Origin of the sequence: Rhodococcus sp. RD6.2 (assembly GCF_001040705.1) — a bacterium.
Lineage (GTDB): Bacteria > Actinomycetota > Actinomycetes > Mycobacteriales > Mycobacteriaceae > Rhodococcus_G.
Window position 1 is genome coordinate 272,402 of sequence record NZ_CVQP01000011.1, and the last position, 17,570, is coordinate 289,971.

A 17,570-nucleotide genomic window follows, 5' to 3' on the forward strand; every position below is an offset into this window, starting at 1 on the left:
CGGTGACCGCAGTGCCCGGACCGCGACGTTCCACGGTCCGGGCGCAGCTGTACGGCAGGAGAGCTCAGTTGACGTTCTTCGTGACCCGCTACGACTTCCGCGCGCCGGGCTTCACTCCCGCAGCGCGCGGTCGACTGTTCGCGCTGGCACTGGAGCAGGCCGCGTACGTGGACGCGCAGGGGCAGGCGGCGCTGACGCTCTCCGAGCACCACGGCTCGCGGGACGGGTACCTGCCGAGTCCACTGCTCGTGGCGTCGGCGTTCGCGGCCCGCACCACCCGCATCCCGATCTCCGTTGCTGCGCTGGTGGTGAACCTGTACGACCCGCTCCGGCTCGCCGAGGACATCGCGGTCCTCGACCATGTCAGCGGTGGGCGCGTCACCTACACCATCGGATTGGGTTACCGCCCAGAGGAATACGCGCTGTTCGGTCGCACGTGGGCCACGCGAGCACGCGACCTGGAGGTTGCGGTCGAGCGCATCTTCGAAGCGTGGGCGAGCGGCACCGTCACACCGGCTCCGCTGACAGATCCCCATCCCGTGATGTTCTACGGCGGCGGCGTACCCGCGTCGGCGAGACGGGCCGCGAAGTTGGGGCTGCACTTCCAGCCAGAGGTCGCGAATCGGGAGCTCAAGCGGCTCTACCTCGACGAGTGCCGCGCCCTCGGTCGCGAGCCGGGGCTGGTGATGATGGCTCCGCCCGGCCCCGCGACGGTCTTCTGTTCATCCGACCCGGATGCCTTCTGGGCGAAGTACGGGCATCACCTGCTCGCTGATGCGCTGGTCTACCGCGAGTGGATCGGCGAGCGCGACTCGCACGTGAAGGACTCGTCGACGACGGTGCAGGAGTTGCGCGCCGCGGGCGTCTATCAGGTGCACGCCCCGGACGCGTTGATCGATGCCTGCCGCGCGGGGGAGATCAAGGTGGTCACGAGTCATCCGCTGTGCGGCGGCATGCCCGAGGAGCCGTCATGGGAGAGCCTGCGGCTGATCGGTGACGTGGTGATGCCCGCGCTCGGCGGCTGACGCATGTTCGGGAGGGGTCGGCCCAAGGTTCCGGGCCGACCCCTCCCGAACGGATTTGCTAGGCCTTGGCCGCTGCGATCCCGGCGCGACGGCCGTAGAAGCTGCCGTCACCGAGGGAGGTGCCGGACGCGTAGCCGCCCGCGCACACACCCGCGGTGCAGCGACCGGCCGCGAAGAGCCCCGGGATCGGCTCGCCGGAGACGTGCAGGACCTCGGAGTTGATCGAGGTGCGCAGCCCGCCGAGGGTGAAGCCCGCGGTGCAGTTGCGGAGATCCAGCGCGGCGATGGGGGAGCCGATCGGCTTGACCCACTCCGGCTTCTTCCCGAGCACCGGGTCCTCGCCGTTCGCCGCGTGCCGGTTGTACACCTCGACGGTGGACTGCAGCGTGCCGGTGGGCAGACCCATGTCGGACTCGAGTTCCTCGACGGTCTCGGCGACCCACTTCGGCTGGAAGCGGAAGAACGGCGTCGAACTGGTTGCCGCGCAACCCTCCTCGTATGCCTCTTCGTCCAGGATGAGGAAGGCCTGGTTCTCGTTGCGCAGCAAGGTTTCCTGGCCGATGCGCCCGGGGTAGGTGTCCTCGTTGACGTACCGCTGGCCGCGACCGTTGACGAGAATGCCGCGCACCATCAGCTGAGGGTCGCCGAAGAACGCGACCTCGGTGGCGTCCATGTGGGCGAGGTCGGCGCCGAGCGCCTGCGCCATCAGGATGGACTTGCCGTCGTGCTCCTCGATCGAGGCCCCGGGACGCCCGATCAGTCGCGGTGCGTACTGCTGCACCATCTCCTTGTTGTAGGCGAAGCTGCCCGTCGCCAGTACGACGCCGCGGCGGGCGCGGATAGCGAGTTCCTTGCCGTACTGCTTGGCGACGATGCCGACGACGCGACCGGAGTCGTCAACGATGAGCCGCTGGACGCGCATGTCGTACTCGGGGGTGACGCCGAGCGCTTCCGCGGTCTCGACGAGCGGCTTCATCAGCATGTAGCCGCCGCCCTTCTCGCCGGTCCGCTTGCCGGTCATCTGGGGGACGTGGCCACGCGGTGCGGGGCTCGCGATCTCCTTGAACGGGGACGCGTTCTCGCCGCCGGAGTACATGAGGCCGTCGTCGAACGGGGTCTCCCAGCCCGGCTGGCCGTAGAAGCTCTCCTTGAACGGCACGCCGTTGTCGACGAGCCAGTTGTAATGGTCGACGCTGCCCTCGCAGTAGTCGGTGATCTTCTCCTCGTCGGCGCCCGGCCCGAGCGCGGCCATCATGAACGCCTTCATGTTCTCGGGGGTGTCGTCGAACCCGAGGGCCTTCTGCAGCGGGGTGCCGCCGCCGAGGTAGATGAACCCGCCTGCCAGGGCGGCCGCGCCGCCCCATCCGCTGGTGCGTTCCAGGACGAGGACCTCGGCGCCCGCGCGGGCGGCCTCGATCGCGGCGGAGACGCCGGCGATGCCGTAGCCGGCGATCACCACGTCGGCCTCGCGGTGCCAGGTCTCGACGCTCGCGGCGGACAGGGGGCGGATGGGTGTGGCCTCGGCCATCGGTGATCAGGTCCTTCGTGTCGGGTGCCGTGTTCGCGTCCGCGCCTGTGCGTGATGTCGACCCCGGCCGGAGTCGACATCACGCACAGGCGGCGAAGCCGAATGTACTTGCAGTATTCCGTCTCGGGCCGTGCCTGGGGCGGAATTGCGTTAGGGAGTGGAACCGTTCTCGGCGGGCGTGGATTCGGCCGCCTTCGCCGCCGCCCGCGCCGCCTTGGCGCGGTCCGCGACGACCGCGATGCGGGAGGCGTTGATTCCACTGGCGAGCGGGTAGCCGACGTACTGGGACAGCAGGATGACGATCTCCTCCAGCTGCTCCTCGGTCAGTTCCTCGTTCTGCAGCGCCGCGTTGATCTGGACCTTCGCCAGATCGAACTGGCCCTGCGCGGCGAGGGCGCCGAGCACGAGGAGCCTGCGGTCGCGGATCGTCAGTCCCGGCCGGTTCCAGATGTCGCCGAAGAGGTGCTCGACGGTCTGGGTGTAGAAGTCGCCGAGGTCGCCCGAGGGCATGTCCCAGCCGTACACCGTCTTCATCGTCTTCAGGCCACGGGCGCGGACCTCGCTGATCCCGTTCTGGTCGGTCATGCGTGCTCCTTCTGGAAAGCGGTCGAGATGTCGCCGGGACCGACACCGAGGCCCGCGCCGAGCCCGGCCAGGGCCCGCACGGCGAGAGGCAGGTCGACGTCGAGTCGGTCGCCGAGGCCGAGCGCCAGGGACAGGTCCTTCTCCCCGAGGTTGCGGGCGTGGGACAGGATCGGGAACCAGGGATCGGTCTCGGCGAGTTGTGCAGTGGTCTCGCGCAGCATGATCGCCCCGGCGCCGCCGGTGATGGCGTCGGTGTGCCGGACCACCTTGCCTAGCTCGCGGATGTCGATGCCCGCCGCCTCGGCGAGACGCTGGGCCTCGGTCGCGGCGGTGAACGAGATGAAGTGAAGCAGGTTGCGTGCCAGCTTCATCCGGGTTCCGGCGCCGACCTCGCCCGCGTGCACGACCAGTTCGGCGAAGCGAGCGAACGGTTCGCTGACCGCGGCGAACGCCTCGTCGGTGCCGCCGACCATGATGGCGAGGCGTCCCTGCTGGGCGCCCATCGCGCCGCCGCTGATCGGTGCGTCGATCAGATGCACCCCGGCGCTCTCGCACGTGGCGGCCAGTTCGACGGCCGTGGTGTCCGAGATCGTCGAGTGCACCGCGACGACCGTGCCCGGCCGGGCGGTCGACAGGATGCCGTCCGGGCCCGCGACGACGTCGCGCACCTGCGCGTCGTCGAGCACGGTCACGGAGATGACGGACGCCGCCGCCGCGACCTCCGCGGGGGTGCTCGCGGCGCGGGCACCCTTCGCGGTGAAGGGTTCGACGGCCTCGGCTCGCGCGTCGCACACGACCAGCCCGCCCGGCCAGTCGAGGAGCCGCTTGGCCATCGGGGCACCCATGTTGCCGAGGCCGATGTACCCCACCGTCACGGCTTCGCCTGCCGCGGTGTCGAAGGCTTCGGTGCCGCTCACGACCGGTACACCTGCCCGCCGTCGACGTTGTAGATCTGTCCGCTGATCCAGCTCGCCTCGTCGGAGAGCAGGAACAGGCACAGGCCGGCCAGGTCCTCCGGGGTTCCCATGCGCTGCAACGGGATCCGGCTCACGATCTGGTCGACGATGACCTTCGGGGTGGAGGTGCGGGTGGCCTCGGTGTCGATCGGGCCCGGGGCGATCGCGTTGATCCGGATCTTCGACCAGCCGAGTTCGGTGGCCAGCTGCTGGGTCAGGCTGTTGATTCCGGCCTTGGCCAGGCCGTAGTAGTTCGAGTAGGTCCAGGCCGCGGTCGAGGACTGGTTGACGATGGAGCCGCCCTTGGCGCGCATGTGGGGGACCACGGCGCGGCACACCTGCAGGGCGCCGTCCATGTTGACGCTCATGAACCTGCGGTAGTAGTCCCAGTCCACGGTCAGCAGCGAATCGATCTTCATGCCGCCGTAGATCGCGGCGTTGTTGACGAGGTGGTCGATGCCGCCGAACTTCTCGATCGTCGCGTCGGCCAGCGCCTGTGCCGATGCGCCGTCCGAGACGTCGACCTGCTGGAAGAACGCGGAGCCGCCGTCGGCGACGATCTGCTTCGCGACCTGTTCGCCGAGTTCGGCGTTCAGGTCGGCGACCACCACGTTCGCGCCGTCGGCCGCGAGGCGCTGGGCGTAGACCTCACCGATGCCCTGTGCGGCACCGGTGACGATGGCGGTGCGTCCGTCGAAACGTCCCATCTTTGGGTCCTGCTTTCTGTCGTGAGTGCTGGGTCTGATCGTGGGGTTGCGGATCGGGAGGCGAGCCGCTCAGGCGTCAGGAGGTCGCAAGGTCGGCGACGAGCTTGGTCTCGAGGTACTCCTCGAAACCGGCGACGCCCATCTCGCGGCCGATGCCGGACTGCTTGTATCCGCCGAAGGGAGCGTCGGCCGAGTACCAGATGCCGCCGTTGACGCCGAGGGTGCCGGTTCGTACTCCGCGGACCACGTGGTCGATACGGGCGGGGTCCGTGCCGAAGACCGTCCCCGACAGTCCGTACGGGGAGTCGTTGGCGATGCGGATCGCGTCGTCGTCGCCGTCGTACGGGAGGATGACGAGGACGGGGCCGAAGATCTCCTCCTGCGCAACGCGCGAGGAGTTGTCCAGCCCGGCAACGAGAGTCGGCTGGACGAAGTAGCCGCGATCCTGCCCCTCGGGGCGGCCGCCGCCGGTGACGATCGTGCCGCCCTCCTCGACGGCGAGCGTGAGGTAGCCCTCGACGCGCTCGCGTTGCTTCGCGGAGATCAGTGGGCCGCAGATGGTTCCGGGTTTGGTCGGATCGCCGACCCCGACGCCTGCCATTCCCTTCGCCGCCGCGGCGACCGCCTCGTCGTACTTCTCCCGGGGGACGAGGAGGCGGGTGCTCAGGGCGCACCCCTGGCCGGCGTGCACCGAGACGGAGAACGCGGCCATCGAGCAGGCGGCCTTGATGTTGGCGTCGTCGAGGACGATGAACGCGGACTTGCCGCCCAGTTCGAGGAAGACCTTCTTGAGGGTCTGTGATGCCGCGGCCATCACGGCGCGGCCGGTTGCGGTGGATCCGGTGAAGGAGATCAGGTCGACGCGCGGGTCGGTGGACAACTGCGCACCGAGAGCGTGGTCGGTGGAGGTCACGATGTTCACGACGCCCGCCGGGATGTCCGTCTCCTCGGCGATCACCTTGCCGACGAGGGCTGCACACCACGGTGTGTCCGGCGCGGGCTTGAGGACGACGGTGTTGCCTGCGGCCAGTGCGGGGCCCAGCTTGGCGAAGTTGATCTGGTGCGGGAAGTTCCACGGGGTGATCGCGCCGACGACGCCGATCGCCTCCTTGAGCAGGCGCCTGTGGGTCGGGATGCCCATCGGGCTGGCCTTGCCGAGGTCCTGGTCCCAGGCGTAGGTCTCGACGAGATCGGCCCAGTAGCGCAGGTCCTCGATCGGCCCTTCGAGCTGGGGGCCGTTGGTGAGCATGGCGGGCGCGCCGACCTCGGCGATCGTGATCTGACGCAGTTCTTCGATGTGCGATTGCAGGGCGTCACACAGTTGCCGCAGGCAGCGTGCGCGGAACGCGTGATCGCGGGACCAGTCGGTGGTGTCGAACGCGCGGCGGGCGGCGTCGATCGCCGCGTCCATGTCGGACGCGGTGCCCTCGGCCGCGTGCCCGATCACCTCTTCGGTCGCCGGGTTGACGACCTCGAAGGTGCCGCCGGATCCGGGAACGAGCTTTCCGTCGACGAGGAGCGTCGAAGTGTCACCGACGAGGAGCGTCGACGTGGTCTCGACGAGCGGTGTCGAGTTGTCGGCAGGTCGAAGCGTCATGCGAAAAGCCTTCCTTTCTGGACAGGTGTCTGGACTATAGTTCGAACAAATGTCACACGCAATGGGTTTCGGGCAGAGGCGATTTCGGAACACCTCTCGACAAAGCGGGAACGGCATGTCTACTGTGAGCACCGCCTCGACGCCCCGGAGTGAACAGCCGGGCTGTGGGTCGAGTCGCTCGCATCGTTTCCCTGTCCGACCGATCGAAGGGAGTCAGCCATGAATCGAGATGCCGACGAACATCCGCCGTCGCGAGCGACGAGGAGTGCGCAGTAGGCCCGCGCGGTCCTGCTGAGCAGCGACGATGGCACGCGACGCGATCCGGGGACCGGCCCGGAAGGATGGCTACGGGCGGCAACCTGTAGTAATGTCTGGACACGTGTCTAGTAGAGTGACGAGCACCAACTTCGAGTCCACCCGTCGGCGCCTGACCCCCAAGCAGGCCGAGACCGTCGACCGTCTCTGTGCGGCGGCTGTCGAGGTACTGCGGGAAGAGGATTTCGCCGGCCTGACCGTCCGCACCGTTGCGGCGCGGGCAGGCGTCGGGCCTGCCACGGCCTACACGTACTTTTCCTCGAAGGAACACCTTGTCGCCGAGGTGTTCTGGCGCAGGCTCGCACAGTCGCCACGGCCCGAGTCGGACGGTCTCGACCGGACGGGTCGGGTGGTGACCGTGCTGCGCGACATCGCTCTGCTGCTCGCCGACGAACCCGGACTCTCGGCCGCCGTCACCAATGCCCTGCTCGGCAGCGACCCCGATGTCGAACACCTGCGGGTGCGGATCGGCATCGAGATCCGCGAACGACTGCTCGGTGCACTGGACGCCGAGGACAATCCGGACCTGCTCGAAACACTCGAACTTCTCTACGCCGGAGCGCTGCTCCGGGCCGGTATGGGCTACGGGTCCTACGAGAACCTGGCCGACCAGCTGGAGCGTTCCGCCACAATCATTTTGGAGTGATCACATGCCCGACCCGACGCCAGGGGCTCGCATCGAGACGACAGGTGCGGCTCTGATCGATCCACTCGTCTTCAACCCCTACGACTACGACTTCCACGACGATCCGTACCCGGTCTATCGGCGGCTCCGTGAGGAGGCTCCGCTCTACCACAACCCGGACATCGGGTTCTGGGCACTGTCGCGGCATTCGGACGTGCAGGACGCATTCAAGGACAACGCCCGGTTGTCCAGTGCGAACGGCGTCTCGCTCGATCCGGCCGCATACGGACCCCATGCGCACCTGGTGATGTCCTTCCTCGCGATGGACGATCCGCGGCACATGCGCCTGCGCCAGTTGGTGTCTCGGGGATTCACCCCGCGGCGCGTCACGGAGTTGAGAGGCCGGATCCACGAACTGACGATTCGGTACCTCGAGCCGGCGCTGGCGTCGGGGGAGTTCGACTGGATCGCGGAGGTGGCGGGCAAACTGCCGATGGACGTGATCTCCGAGTTGATGGGCGTCCCGCAGGCCGATCGCGGCGAACTGCGCAGGCTTGCCGATCTCGTCGTTCACCGCGAGGACGGCGTGCTCGACGTGCCGCAGGCGTCGGTCGAGGCGTCGCTCACGCTGATGACGTACTACAAGGAGATGATCGCCGAGCGTCGGCGCTCGCGGACCGAGGACATGACGTCCGCCCTGCTCGATGCGGAGATCGACGGCGACAAGCTGTCCGACCAGGAGATCCTCGGGTTCATGTTCCTGATGGTGGTGGCAGGAAACGAAACCACCACCAAGCTCCTCGGCAACGCCCTGTACTGGGGTGGGCACAACCCTGATCAGGTCGCGCAGGTTCTCGACGATCCGGAGCGGGTGTCGGAGTGGGTCGAGGAGACGCTGCGCTACGACACGTCCAGCCAGATCGTCGCCCGGACCACCGCCGTCGATCTCGAGTACCACGGGGTGACGGTGCCTGCCGGGGAGAAGATGCTGCTCCTGATGGGGTCGGCGAACCGCGACGACGACGTGTTCGACGACGCCCACGAGTTCAGGATCGGCCGGGACTCCACCAACAAGCTCGCGAGTTTCGGTGGCGGGGTGCACTTCTGCCTCGGTGCCCACCTCGCGCGGCTCGAGGCCAACATCGCGCTGCAGGAGTTCGCACGCCGCGTGCGGGAGTACGAGGTCGTCGAGCCCGGAATCGAACGTGTTCATTCGACCAACGTGCGGGGCTTCGCGGCCCTGCCAATGAAGGTGCAGGTGCGCTGATGCCCCGTTTCGACCCCCAGCCCGTTCGTCGCCCGGCAGTGATCAGCGGCGCGTCCTCCGGCATCGGTGAGGCAACCGCCTACGCGCTCGCCGAACTGGGCCATCCGGTCGCGCTCGGCGCGCGCCGCGTCGAGCAGATCGAGGCAACGGCGGAGAAGATTCGCAGCAACGGCGGCGAGGCGTTCGCCCACTTCCTCGATGTCACGGACGACGAGTCCGTCGACGCCTTCGTCACCGCAGCGGAGGCGGCGATCGGTCCGATCGAGATCGCGGTCTCCGGCGCGGGCGACCTCGAGTTCGGGATGGCCGACGAGATGGACCCCGTCCGGTTCGCGAAGCAGATCGACGTGCACCTGGTCGGGGCTCAGCGGCTCGCGCACCGGATCCTCCCCGGGATGCGGGAGCGCAGGCGCGGCGACTTCGTCCTGATCGGCTCCGACTGCGCTGACCGTCAGCGCCCCGGTATGGGCGCCTACGACGCCGCCAAGGCCGGCCTCGAGGCGATGGGCAGGCAGATGCGAATGGAGCTCGAAGGCACCGGCATTCGCGCATCTGTCGTCCGGCCCGGCCCGACCTTCACGGGCATGGGCATGAACTCGACACCCGAGATCCTCGCCCCGGTGGCCGAGTTGTGGTCCAAATGGGGGTTTGCGCGCCACGGCTACATGCTGCGCGCGTCCGACATGGCGAACGCGATCATCGCGGTCGTCTCGGCACCCCGCGGGGCGCACCTGGTTCTCGTCGAGGTGCAGCCCGAAGCGCCCCTGGCGCCCCTTCCGATGACCTTCGATCCGCAAGGACGGTGACCGACGATGACACTTCCCAACCCGCCCCGCGTGTCCGGTGGCGAACACGAGCACGGCCACCTCGAAGAGTTGCGTACGGATCCGATCGCGCTGATGAAGCGGGTCCGTGAGGAGTGCGGCGACGTCGGAGTCTTCCGGCTCGTCGACCGTGACGTGGTGATGCTCTCCGGTGCGGAGGCCAACGAGTTCTTCTTCCGTTCCGATGACGAGGACCTCGACCAGCAGGCGGCCTACCCGTTCATGAAGCCGGTGTTCGGCGAGGGTGTCGTGTTCGACGCGAGCCCCGAGCGCCGCAAGGAGATGCTGCACAATTCGGCCCTGCGCGGTGAGCAGATGAAGGGCCACGCCACGACCATCGGCATCGAGGTCGAGGACATGGTCGCCAAGTGGGGCGACGAGGGCGAGATCGACCTGTTGGAGTTCTTCGCCGAGCTGACCATCTACACCTCGTCCGCGTGCCTGATCGGCAAGAAGTTCCGCGACGAACTCGACGATCGCTTCGCCAAGCTGTATCACGACCTCGAGCAGGGAACCGACGCGCTCGCCTTCGTGGACCCGTACGCGCCGATCGAGAGCTTCCGGCGCCGCGACGAGGCCCGTCTCGCACTCGTGGATCTGGTGCAGGGCATCATGGACGGCCGCATCGCGAATCCCCCTCAGGGCAAGGAAGATCGGGACATGCTCGACGTCCTGGTGTCCATTCCCGGGGACGACGGGAACCTGCGGTTCAGCGCCGACGAGATCACGGGCATCTTCATCTCGATGATGTTCGCCGGGCACCACACCACCTCCGGAACGGCGGCCTGGTCGCTGATCGAACTGCTGCGCCACCCGGAGACGATGGAGCAGGTGACCACCGAGCTCGACGAGCTGTACTCCGACGGCGCCGACATCAGCTTTCACGCGCTGCGGCAGATTCCGGTGCTCGAAGCCGTCATCAAGGAGACGCTGCGTCTCCATCCGCCGCTGATCCTGCTGCTCCGAGTCGCCCGCGGCGACTTCGAGGTCGGCGGCTACGCGATCGCGGAGGGCGACCTCGTCGCGGCGACGCCCGCGATCTCGAACCGCATTCCCGAGGACTTCCCGAACCCCGATGCCTTCGACCCGGGCCGGTACATCGACCCGAATCAGGAGGACATCGTCAACCGGTGGACGTGGATTCCCTTCGGGGCGGGCAGGCACCGCTGTGTCGGCGCGGCGTTCGCGCAAATGCAGCTCAAGGCGATCTTCTCGATCCTGTTGCGTGACTTCGAATTCGAGATGGCTCAGCCCTCGGACACCTACCGCAACGATCACAGCAAGATGGTGGTGCAGCTGCAGCAGCCCTGCAAGGTGCGCTACCGCAGGCGGACGGCGCGGGCCGAGTCCGTCGGCGCCGCACCTGTTGTCGCGACCGGCTGCCCGGTCGCCCACAGCGAGGCATGACCGTGCGCGTCGAGGCGGACCTGGACCTGTGCCAGGGACACGCCGCGTGCGAGATGGAGGCGCCGGACGTGTTCTCGGTGCCGAAGCGGGGCAAGGTCGAGATCCTGGACGCGAACCCGCCCGAGTCGCTGCGGTCCGACGTGGAGGCCGCGGTGCGGTACTGCCCGACCCAGGCCCTGCGGATCGTCCCCGACTGATCCGGCAACCACATTCTGTCACTGCCCGACAACAACTTTCGAGGAGAACGTCATGACCGGATTCGACCGCGCCGAGCTCGACGAAATGGTGGAGCGCTGGGTGGAGGGCAACAAGAAGGCCGAGGCGGCCGGCGACTGGAAGCCGCTGGCGGAGTTCTACACCGAGGACGCGACCTACGGATGGAACTACGGCCCCAAGCAGGACTTCATGGCCGTCGGCCGCGAGGAGATCCGTGACGTGGCACTCGGCCTCGAGATGGACGGGCTCGAGGGCTGGGAGTACCCCTACCAGGACTTCGTCATCGACGAGCGCAGCGGCAACGTCATCGGACTGTGGAAGCAGGTCGCCGACGCGAAGCGCGAGGACGGCACCAACTACAGCGTCTACGGCATCGGTGGCAGCTGGTTCCGCTACGGCGGCAACTTCCAGTGGTCGTGGCAGCGGGACTTCTTCGACTTCGGCAACGTCTCCGCTCTGTTCGTCGAGATGATCCAGAACAATGCCCTGTCCGCGGGCATGCAGGCCCGGATCCAGCGTTCTGTTTCCGGCAAGGACCTGCCGGGCTGGTACAAGGTCGGCACCGCGCCGGTTCCGCTGTGGTGAGCACTCGGCCGCATCCGTCGCCCTCGTTCGCGGCGCTCTCCCGGGCGGATCTCGCCGTCCTCGTCCCCGAACTGCTGCTGTGCGGCCAGCTCATCGACCGGTCCGGGATGGCACATCTGATCGTCGAGTTCGGTCGCGAGGGGATGGCGGCGGTCGCGATCGAGGAGTGGCAGGCGTCGAGCCCCTGGTACACGAAGCGCATGCAGAAGGCGCTGCGGTACGAGGGTGACGACGTGGTGACGATCTTCAAGGGGCTGCAACTCGACATCGGAGCACCCCCGCAGTTCATGGACTTCCGCTACCGGGTGGACGATCCGCAGCACGGCGAGTTCTGGCTCGACCACTGCGGTGCACTGATGGACGTCGAGCCCCTCGGGGACGAGTACGTGACCGCGATGTGCCACGACATCGAGGACCCGACCTTCGATGCCACCGCGCTGGCGACGAATCCGTATGCCCAGGTGCGGCCGATCCATCGGCCCCCGCGCCGACCCGCGGACCGGAACCCGCACTGCGCGTGGACGGTGATCATCGACGAGTCGCACGTACCCCCGGTGATGGAGCCGCACACCGAGCAGATCGGTCGCACGGCCGCGAACTCGGTCGAACTCTCCGCGATCGACCCCGCGGATGAGGGAAACGGCGACTATTCCGGTCCACTCCTCTCGGATGTCCGGTTCGGGGACTTCTCGAAGTCGGCGTTGGTGCGGATCGCGGAGGAGGTCTGCCTACAGCAGCACCTGCTCGCACTCGGCTTCCTGATCGCGGTCCGCAAGCGGGCCGACGAGGACAAGGCCCTCGAGATCACCCGCAAGCAGCTCACGGGCATCGCGGGTGTGACCTCCCAGCGGATTCGGGATGCACTCGGACTACCGGCGGACCTGGAGGGCATGGCGACCGTTCTGTCCCTGCATCCGCTGTTCTCACCGAAGCAGTACGTGGACAGTGAGATTCGCTTCGAGGGCGGCGAGCTGCAACTGTGGCTCGGACGCGGTGGCCTCGCGGACGTCGACGGCGCGTGGCCGACGCTGGTGGACGCCGATCACCTCGATGCAATGCAGTCGCTGGTACGCGGCGTGAACCCGCATTTCACCGTCCGTGTGGTGAGCGAGGAGCCTGCCGGGCTGTTGCTCGTCGTCGACATTGCCGACGAACCGGCACGCGAGTGCGTCGAGGTCGCGATCACCAAGGTCAGCTCCGGCGCCACTTTTGTTTTCGAAGATCGCGGAATTCCGCTCCCGCTCTATGTAATCTGACGCTCTCGCATTCGGTGGTTCTTCGACGCCCACACCGGTGCGGCCGAACTCCAGACTGAGGACATCCACAATGGCCTACACGTTTGCTGATCTGTTCGAACATTCGGTTGATGCGATGCCCGACCGGCTCGCGATGATCGTCTCCGGCGAGGAGGTGACCTATCGCGAGCTGGACGAGCGGGCGAACCGGCTTGCCCATCACCTCGAGGGCGCGGGGTTCGGTGCCGGAGCCCACATCGGCATCCACATGCACAACTCGATCGAGACGATGGTCGCGATCATCGCCGCGTTCAAGCTCCGCGCGGTACCGCTGACCGTCAACTTCCGATACACCAGCGACGAACTGCACTACCTGTACGACAACGCCGATCTCGTCGCACTCGTGTATCACCGCGGTTTCGCGGACACGATCGCCGAGGTCCTGCCGGACACGCCCCGGATCCGGCACCTGATCTCGGTGCCCGACGAGCTGGCGACCGGGAACGAGAGGCCACTTCCGGGCGCGCTCGCCTACGAGGACGTTCTCGCCGAGGGCAACCCGGAGCGGGGATTCGAGGAGCGCAGTCCCGACGACCACTACATCTTCTACACGGGCGGCACCACCGGCCGGCCGAAAGGCGTGGTCTGGCGCCACGAGGACATCTGGCGGGTGCTCGCCGGCGGTATCGACTTCTACAGTGGGGAGGCCGTTGCCGACGAGTTCCAGCAGTCTCGCAACGGTGTTGCCGCCGGCGAGCCGATGCGCTGGGTGATGCTGCCCCCGCTGATCCACACGTCCGCGATGATGCCGACGTTCAACGCGTTCTTCTCCGGCAACACCGTCATCATGACGCCGAAGTTCGACGCCACCCGTGTCTGGGAACTCGTCGCGGAGCACAGGCCTCAGGTCATGGTGATCACCGGTGACGCCATGGGCAGGCCCCTCGTCGAGGAGTTCCACAAGCAGGACGGCGACACCTCGAGCCTCGCGGTCCTCGCCTCCGGTGCGGCGCTGTTCTCGGGCGCGGTGAAGGACGCCTTCTTCGAGGCGATGCCGAACCTGATGATCTCGGACTCCGTCGGTTCCTCCGAAACAGGCTTCGGGGGTATCGGTTTCGCGACCAAGGGTCTCGAGCAGCACGGTGGACCCAAGGTCGGGGCGAACAGGTACACCGTCGTCGTCGACGACGACAACCGGATCCTCCCGCCGGGCTCGGGCGGCGAGGGCTGGCTCGCCAAGCTCGGCAACGTTCCGGTCTGCTACTACAACGACCCGGTCAAGTCCGCGGAGATCTTCCGCGAGGTGGACGGTGGGAGAGCCGTCGTCACCGGTGACCGCGCCAGGATCGAGGACGACGGGTCGATCACCCTGCTCGGCCGCGGCAACATGGTGATCAACACCGGTGGTGAGAAGGTGTTCGCCGAAGAGGTGGAAGCCGTCGTCAAGGCGCATCCGGACATCTACGACGCCATCGTGATCGGCGTCGCCGACGAGCGGTGGGGTAGTCGCGTCGCGACCGTGGTCCGCCTCCGGGACGGCGTGGACGCTGATTTCGAATCGATCGAGAAGCACACGCGCAGCCAGCTCGCCGGCTACAAGATCCCGCGGGCCTTCTGGATCACGTCGGACGTGGCACGCACACCCAGTGGAAAGCCCGACTACGGCTGGGCCAAGAACCACGCGGCGACGACCGACGCCGATCACCGCATCGACTAGCTCCCGCGCGCGGCGCGGGCGGGCGAGGAGCCAACTGCAATGGCCGACAACATCGACCTCGATCTTCCCGAAGGATTCGACTTCACCGATCCACACCTGCACGGCGAACGGATGCCGTTCGAGGAGTACGCGAGGCTGCGCAAGCACGCGCCGGTGTGGTGGAACGCCAAGGAACCGGGCATCGACGGGTTCCATGACGACGGGTACTGGGTCGTCTCTCGGCACGCCGACATCCGGGACGTGTCACTGCGCTCGGAGGAGTTCTCCTCCAACGTGAACGGTGCCATTCCCCGGCACGAGCCGACGATCTCCGCGGAGGAGCTCGAGGTCACCAAGCATGTGCTGATCAACAAGGACGCGCCCGACCACACGAAACTGCGCAAGCTGGTCTCCCGCCTGTTCACGCCGCGGTCGGTGGAGTCGATGCGCGACGAACTCGACGAGCGGGCGGAGCAGATCGCCAGCGGTGCCGTCACCAAGGGCACGGGGGACTTCGTACACCAGGTTGCGAGTGAGCTTCCCATGCAGGCGATATCGGAGCTCCTCGGGGTTCCGGCCGAGGCGCGTCAGCAACTGTTCGAGTGGTCGAATCAGATGACGGGCTACGACGACGACACCCTCGGGGGCGAGTCACGGATGGCGTCCGCGCAGATCCTCGGCTACGCATACGAACTCGCGGAGGCCCGACGGGCGGAACCGCTCGACGACATCATCTCCGCCCTCGTGCATGCCGACGTCGACGGTGAAGCTCTCACCTCGGAGCAGTTCGGCTTCTTCGTGGTCATGCTCGCGGTGGCGGGGAATGAAACGACCCGCAATGCAACCACTCTCGGACTGATGGCGTTCCTTCAGAATCCGGACCAGTGGGAGTTGTTCAAGCGGGAGCGGCCGAAGACCGCGGCCGACGAGATCATCCGGTGGGCGTCGCCGCTCATCGCGCAGCAGCGCACCGCAGTGGTGGACACCGAGATCGGCGGCACCGCGATCAAGGCTGGGCAGCGTGTCGTGCTGCTGTACGGGTCCGCGAACTTCGACGAGGAGGTGTTCGAGAACCCGACGACCTTCGACATCCTGCGAGACCCGAACCCGCACCTCGCGTTCGGCGGCACCGGCCCCCACTACTGCATCGGTGCGAACCTGGCGCGGATGGAGGTCGACCTCATCTTCAACAAGATCGCCGACCACATGCCCGACATCACCGCGATCGGTGATCCGCGTCGCCTGCAGTCCGGGTGGATCAACGGAATCAAGGAGTTGCGGGTCGACTACGGGTGCCCGGTATCGGCGCAGGCGTCCGCGGCCTCCGACGCGTGTCCAGTGGTGCACTGACGTGACGGCGGCGGCGGGGGGAGGCCGGACGGCGGCGGCGGTGCGGGGGCCGCTGCGAGGGCTTGGCGAGTTCTACAAGATGGCGGCCGACGTCGCGGTCGGGCTGGTGCGCACACGATTCCAGGTTCAGGAGTTCCTGGAACAGAGTTGGATGATCGCGCGGGTGTCGATCGTCCCGACGATCCTGGTCGCCGTGCCGTTCACGGTGCTCGTGAGCTTCACGCTGAACATCCTGCTCCGCGAGATCGGTGCTGCCGACCTCAGCGGCGCGGGTGCGGCACTGGGCGCGGTGACCCAGGTCGGTCCGGTGGTGACGGTGCTCATCGTCGCGGGTGCGGGAGCGACCGCGATCTGCGCCGATCTCGGCTCGCGGACGATCCGTGAGGAGATCGACGCGATGGAGGTCCTCGGCATCGACCCGGTCAACCGCCTGGTGATCCCGCGTGTGGTCGCGTCGACCGTTGTCGCGTTGCTCCTCAACGGCCTGGTATGCGTGATCGGTATCGCAGGCGGCTTCGTCTTCTCGGTGTTCCTGCAGGGCGTCAACCCCGGCGCGTTCGCGGATGGGATCACCCTGCTCACCGGGCTTCCCGAGGTCGCGATCTCGATGGTGAAAGCCGCGCTGTTCGGGCTCCTGGCCGGCCTCGTCGCCTGCTATCGAGGTCTCGCCGTTCGCGGCGGCCCGAAGGGTGTGGGGGAGGCGGTCAACGAGACCGTCGTGTACGCGTTCATGGCGCTGTTCGTGGTGAACACCATCGTCACCGCGATCGGCATCCGGCTGGCGGCGGGATAGGTGGCGATGGCACTCTCACTGACCGGCAAGTTCGGGCCCACCCGGGCGCGGGTCGCTCACGCGTCCCGGTCGATGGACGACCTGGGACGTCAGGCGGTGTTCTTCGGCCGCGCGATCGCATACATTCCGTGGGCATTGCGCAAGCATCCCAAGGAGGTGCTGCGGCTGATCGCCGAGATCAGCATGGGTACCGGTGCCCTGGCGCTCATCGGCGGCACGGTCGCCGTCGTCGGCTTCCTCACCCTCGCCTCCGGTGGAACCATCGCGATCCAGGGATTCAGCTCTCTCGGAAACATCGGTGTCGAGGCCCTGACGGGATTCTTCTCCGCGTTCATCAACGTCCGCATCGCCGCACCGGTGATCGCGGGAATCGGGCTGTCCGCCACCATCGGAGCGGGTTCCACCGCTCAGCTGGGCGCGATGCGGATCAGCGAGGAGATCGACGCCCTCGAATCGATGGCGATCTCCTCCGTCCCGTATGTGGTGAGCACGAGAGTCCTCGCGGGGATGCTGTCGATCCTGCCGCTGTACTCGCTGGCGCTGGTGGCCTCGTTCCTCGCCGGACGGTTCACCACCGTCGTGATCTTCGGGCAGTCACCCGGTCTGTACGACCACTACTTCTCGACCTTCCTCAACCCGATGGACGTCGCGTGGTCGTTCGTGCAGGTGCTGGTGATGGCGATGCTCGTGATGCTGATCCACACGTACTACGGGTTCAACGCGGCCGGAGGCCCGTCGGGTGTGGGGACCGCGGTCGGCAGGGGGGTGCGCCTGTCGCTGATCTGCGTGGTCGGGGTGACGCTCCTCGTCTCGCTCGCCATCTACGGCGGCTCCGGCAACTTCAACCTGTCGGGCTAGG

The 17,570-nt window shown here is 67.4% G+C and carries 17 protein-coding genes; 12 read left to right on the plus strand and 5 right to left on the minus strand.

Annotated features, from left to right (window positions below):
• Nucleotides 1-2: 2 nt before the first annotated feature.
• Complete coding sequence (locus tag RHCRD62_RS23685) at nt 3-1,025, plus strand: LLM class flavin-dependent oxidoreductase (RefSeq protein ID WP_253277455.1); 1,023 nt, start codon at nt 3-5, stop codon at nt 1,023-1,025.
• 58 nt (nt 1,026-1,083) lie between these two features.
• Here the strand turns inward: RHCRD62_RS23685 and RHCRD62_RS23690 are convergent, their stop codons facing one another.
• The 5 genes from RHCRD62_RS23690 to RHCRD62_RS23710 all read right to left on the minus strand — a co-directional run bounded on the left by RHCRD62_RS23690 (nt 1,084) and on the right by RHCRD62_RS23710 (nt 6,398).
• Nucleotides 1,084-2,553, minus strand: coding sequence for an FAD-dependent oxidoreductase (locus tag RHCRD62_RS23690; protein WP_050067203.1), 1,470 nt, complete (start codon nt 2,551-2,553; stop codon nt 1,084-1,086).
• Between the two features lie 150 nt (nt 2,554-2,703).
• Nucleotides 2,704-3,138: a carboxymuconolactone decarboxylase family protein gene (locus RHCRD62_RS23695; RefSeq protein ID WP_050067204.1), complete on the minus strand. Its 435-nt coding sequence runs from the start codon at nt 3,136-3,138 to the stop codon at nt 2,704-2,706.
• A complete protein-coding gene (locus tag RHCRD62_RS23700) occupies nt 3,135-4,055 on the minus strand; it encodes an NAD(P)-dependent oxidoreductase (RefSeq protein ID WP_084734450.1) in 921 nt (306 codons plus the stop codon). The genes RHCRD62_RS23695 and RHCRD62_RS23700 overlap by 4 nt, the downstream gene beginning before the upstream one ends.
• The gene (locus RHCRD62_RS23705) at nt 4,052-4,801 is read right to left on the minus strand and encodes an SDR family oxidoreductase (protein WP_050067205.1); all 750 of its coding nucleotides are present in this window, start codon (nt 4,799-4,801) and stop codon (nt 4,052-4,054) included. Before RHCRD62_RS23705 ends, RHCRD62_RS23700 begins: the two co-directional genes overlap by 4 nt.
• 76 nt (nt 4,802-4,877) lie before the next feature.
• On the minus strand, nt 4,878-6,398 hold the full coding sequence (locus RHCRD62_RS23710) for an aldehyde dehydrogenase (RefSeq protein WP_050067206.1): 1,521 nt from the start codon (nt 6,396-6,398) through the stop codon (nt 4,878-4,880).
• Between the two features lie 367 nt (nt 6,399-6,765).
• Here RHCRD62_RS23710 and RHCRD62_RS23715 point away from each other — a divergent pair, with 367 nt between their 5' ends.
• From RHCRD62_RS23715 to RHCRD62_RS23765, 11 genes are all read left to right on the plus strand, one after another.
• Nucleotides 6,766-7,359 carry a TetR/AcrR family transcriptional regulator gene (locus RHCRD62_RS23715; protein WP_050067207.1) on the plus strand — a complete coding sequence of 198 codons (594 nt, stop codon included), beginning with the start codon at nt 6,766-6,768 and terminating at the stop codon, nt 7,357-7,359.
• A gap of 4 nt (nt 7,360-7,363) precedes the next feature.
• Complete coding sequence (locus tag RHCRD62_RS23720; protein ID WP_050067208.1) at nt 7,364-8,605, plus strand: cytochrome P450; 1,242 nt, start codon at nt 7,364-7,366, stop codon at nt 8,603-8,605.
• Nucleotides 8,605-9,411 (plus strand): SDR family oxidoreductase, encoded by an 807-nt coding sequence (locus RHCRD62_RS23725; protein WP_050067209.1) that lies wholly within the window; start codon nt 8,605-8,607, stop codon nt 9,409-9,411. Before RHCRD62_RS23720 ends, RHCRD62_RS23725 begins: the two co-directional genes overlap by 1 nt.
• A gap of 6 nt (nt 9,412-9,417) precedes the next feature.
• Nucleotides 9,418-10,836, plus strand: coding sequence for a cytochrome P450 (locus RHCRD62_RS23730; RefSeq protein ID WP_050067210.1), 1,419 nt, complete (start codon nt 9,418-9,420; stop codon nt 10,834-10,836).
• Nucleotides 10,833-11,033: a ferredoxin gene (locus RHCRD62_RS23735; protein WP_171018572.1), complete on the plus strand. Its 201-nt coding sequence runs from the start codon at nt 10,833-10,835 to the stop codon at nt 11,031-11,033. Before RHCRD62_RS23730 ends, RHCRD62_RS23735 begins: the two co-directional genes overlap by 4 nt.
• Before the next feature lie 52 nt (nt 11,034-11,085).
• Nucleotides 11,086-11,637, plus strand: a complete 552-nt coding sequence (locus RHCRD62_RS23740; protein WP_050067211.1) for a Cif family virulence factor — start codon at nt 11,086-11,088, stop codon at nt 11,635-11,637.
• Nucleotides 11,631-12,893, plus strand: coding sequence for a hypothetical protein (locus RHCRD62_RS23745; RefSeq protein ID WP_050067212.1), 1,263 nt, complete (start codon nt 11,631-11,633; stop codon nt 12,891-12,893). The genes RHCRD62_RS23740 and RHCRD62_RS23745 overlap by 7 nt, the downstream gene beginning before the upstream one ends.
• 70 nt (nt 12,894-12,963) lie before the next feature.
• Nucleotides 12,964-14,589: an acyl-CoA synthetase gene (locus RHCRD62_RS23750; RefSeq protein ID WP_050067213.1), complete on the plus strand. Its 1,626-nt coding sequence runs from the start codon at nt 12,964-12,966 to the stop codon at nt 14,587-14,589.
• Between the two features lie 39 nt (nt 14,590-14,628).
• Nucleotides 14,629-15,918, plus strand: coding sequence for a cytochrome P450 (locus tag RHCRD62_RS23755; RefSeq protein ID WP_050067214.1), 1,290 nt, complete (start codon nt 14,629-14,631; stop codon nt 15,916-15,918).
• A 79-nt stretch (nt 15,919-15,997) separates the two neighbouring features.
• Complete coding sequence (locus RHCRD62_RS23760) at nt 15,998-16,711, plus strand: MlaE family ABC transporter permease (protein WP_050067257.1); 714 nt, start codon at nt 15,998-16,000, stop codon at nt 16,709-16,711.
• A gap of 6 nt (nt 16,712-16,717) precedes the next feature.
• Nucleotides 16,718-17,569, plus strand: coding sequence for an MlaE family ABC transporter permease (locus RHCRD62_RS23765; protein WP_050067258.1), 852 nt, complete (start codon nt 16,718-16,720; stop codon nt 17,567-17,569).
• The last annotated feature ends 1 nt before the right edge of the window (nt 17,570 follow it).

Bases quoted from the DNA above. Each gene is read 5' to 3' on its own strand.
- RHCRD62_RS23690 (WP_050067203.1), bottom strand. From the start codon at position 2,553: ATGGCCGAGGCCACACCCATCCGCCCCCTGTCCGCCGCGAGCGTCGAG.
- RHCRD62_RS23695 (WP_050067204.1), bottom strand. From the start codon at position 3,138: ATGACCGACCAGAACGGGATCAGCGAGGTCCGCGCCCGTGGCCTGAAG.
- RHCRD62_RS23705 (WP_050067205.1), bottom strand. From the start codon at position 4,801: ATGGGACGTTTCGACGGACGCACCGCCATCGTCACCGGTGCCGCACAG.
- RHCRD62_RS23710 (WP_050067206.1), bottom strand. From the start codon at position 6,398: ATGACGCTTCGACCTGCCGACAACTCGACACCGCTCGTCGAGACCACG.
- RHCRD62_RS23715 (WP_050067207.1), top strand. From the start codon at position 6,766: ATGTCTGGACACGTGTCTAGTAGAGTGACGAGCACCAACTTCGAGTCC.
- RHCRD62_RS23720 (WP_050067208.1), top strand. From the start codon at position 7,364: ATGCCCGACCCGACGCCAGGGGCTCGCATCGAGACGACAGGTGCGGCT.
- RHCRD62_RS23725 (WP_050067209.1), top strand. From the start codon at position 8,605: ATGCCCCGTTTCGACCCCCAGCCCGTTCGTCGCCCGGCAGTGATCAGC.
- RHCRD62_RS23730 (WP_050067210.1), top strand. From the start codon at position 9,418: ATGACACTTCCCAACCCGCCCCGCGTGTCCGGTGGCGAACACGAGCAC.
- RHCRD62_RS23735 (WP_171018572.1), top strand. From the start codon at position 10,833: ATGACCGTGCGCGTCGAGGCGGACCTGGACCTGTGCCAGGGACACGCC.
- RHCRD62_RS23740 (WP_050067211.1), top strand. From the start codon at position 11,086: ATGACCGGATTCGACCGCGCCGAGCTCGACGAAATGGTGGAGCGCTGG.
- RHCRD62_RS23750 (WP_050067213.1), top strand. From the start codon at position 12,964: ATGGCCTACACGTTTGCTGATCTGTTCGAACATTCGGTTGATGCGATG.
- RHCRD62_RS23755 (WP_050067214.1), top strand. From the start codon at position 14,629: ATGGCCGACAACATCGACCTCGATCTTCCCGAAGGATTCGACTTCACC.
- RHCRD62_RS23760 (WP_050067257.1), top strand. From the start codon at position 15,998: ATGGCGGCCGACGTCGCGGTCGGGCTGGTGCGCACACGATTCCAGGTT.
- RHCRD62_RS23765 (WP_050067258.1), top strand. From the start codon at position 16,718: ATGGCACTCTCACTGACCGGCAAGTTCGGGCCCACCCGGGCGCGGGTC.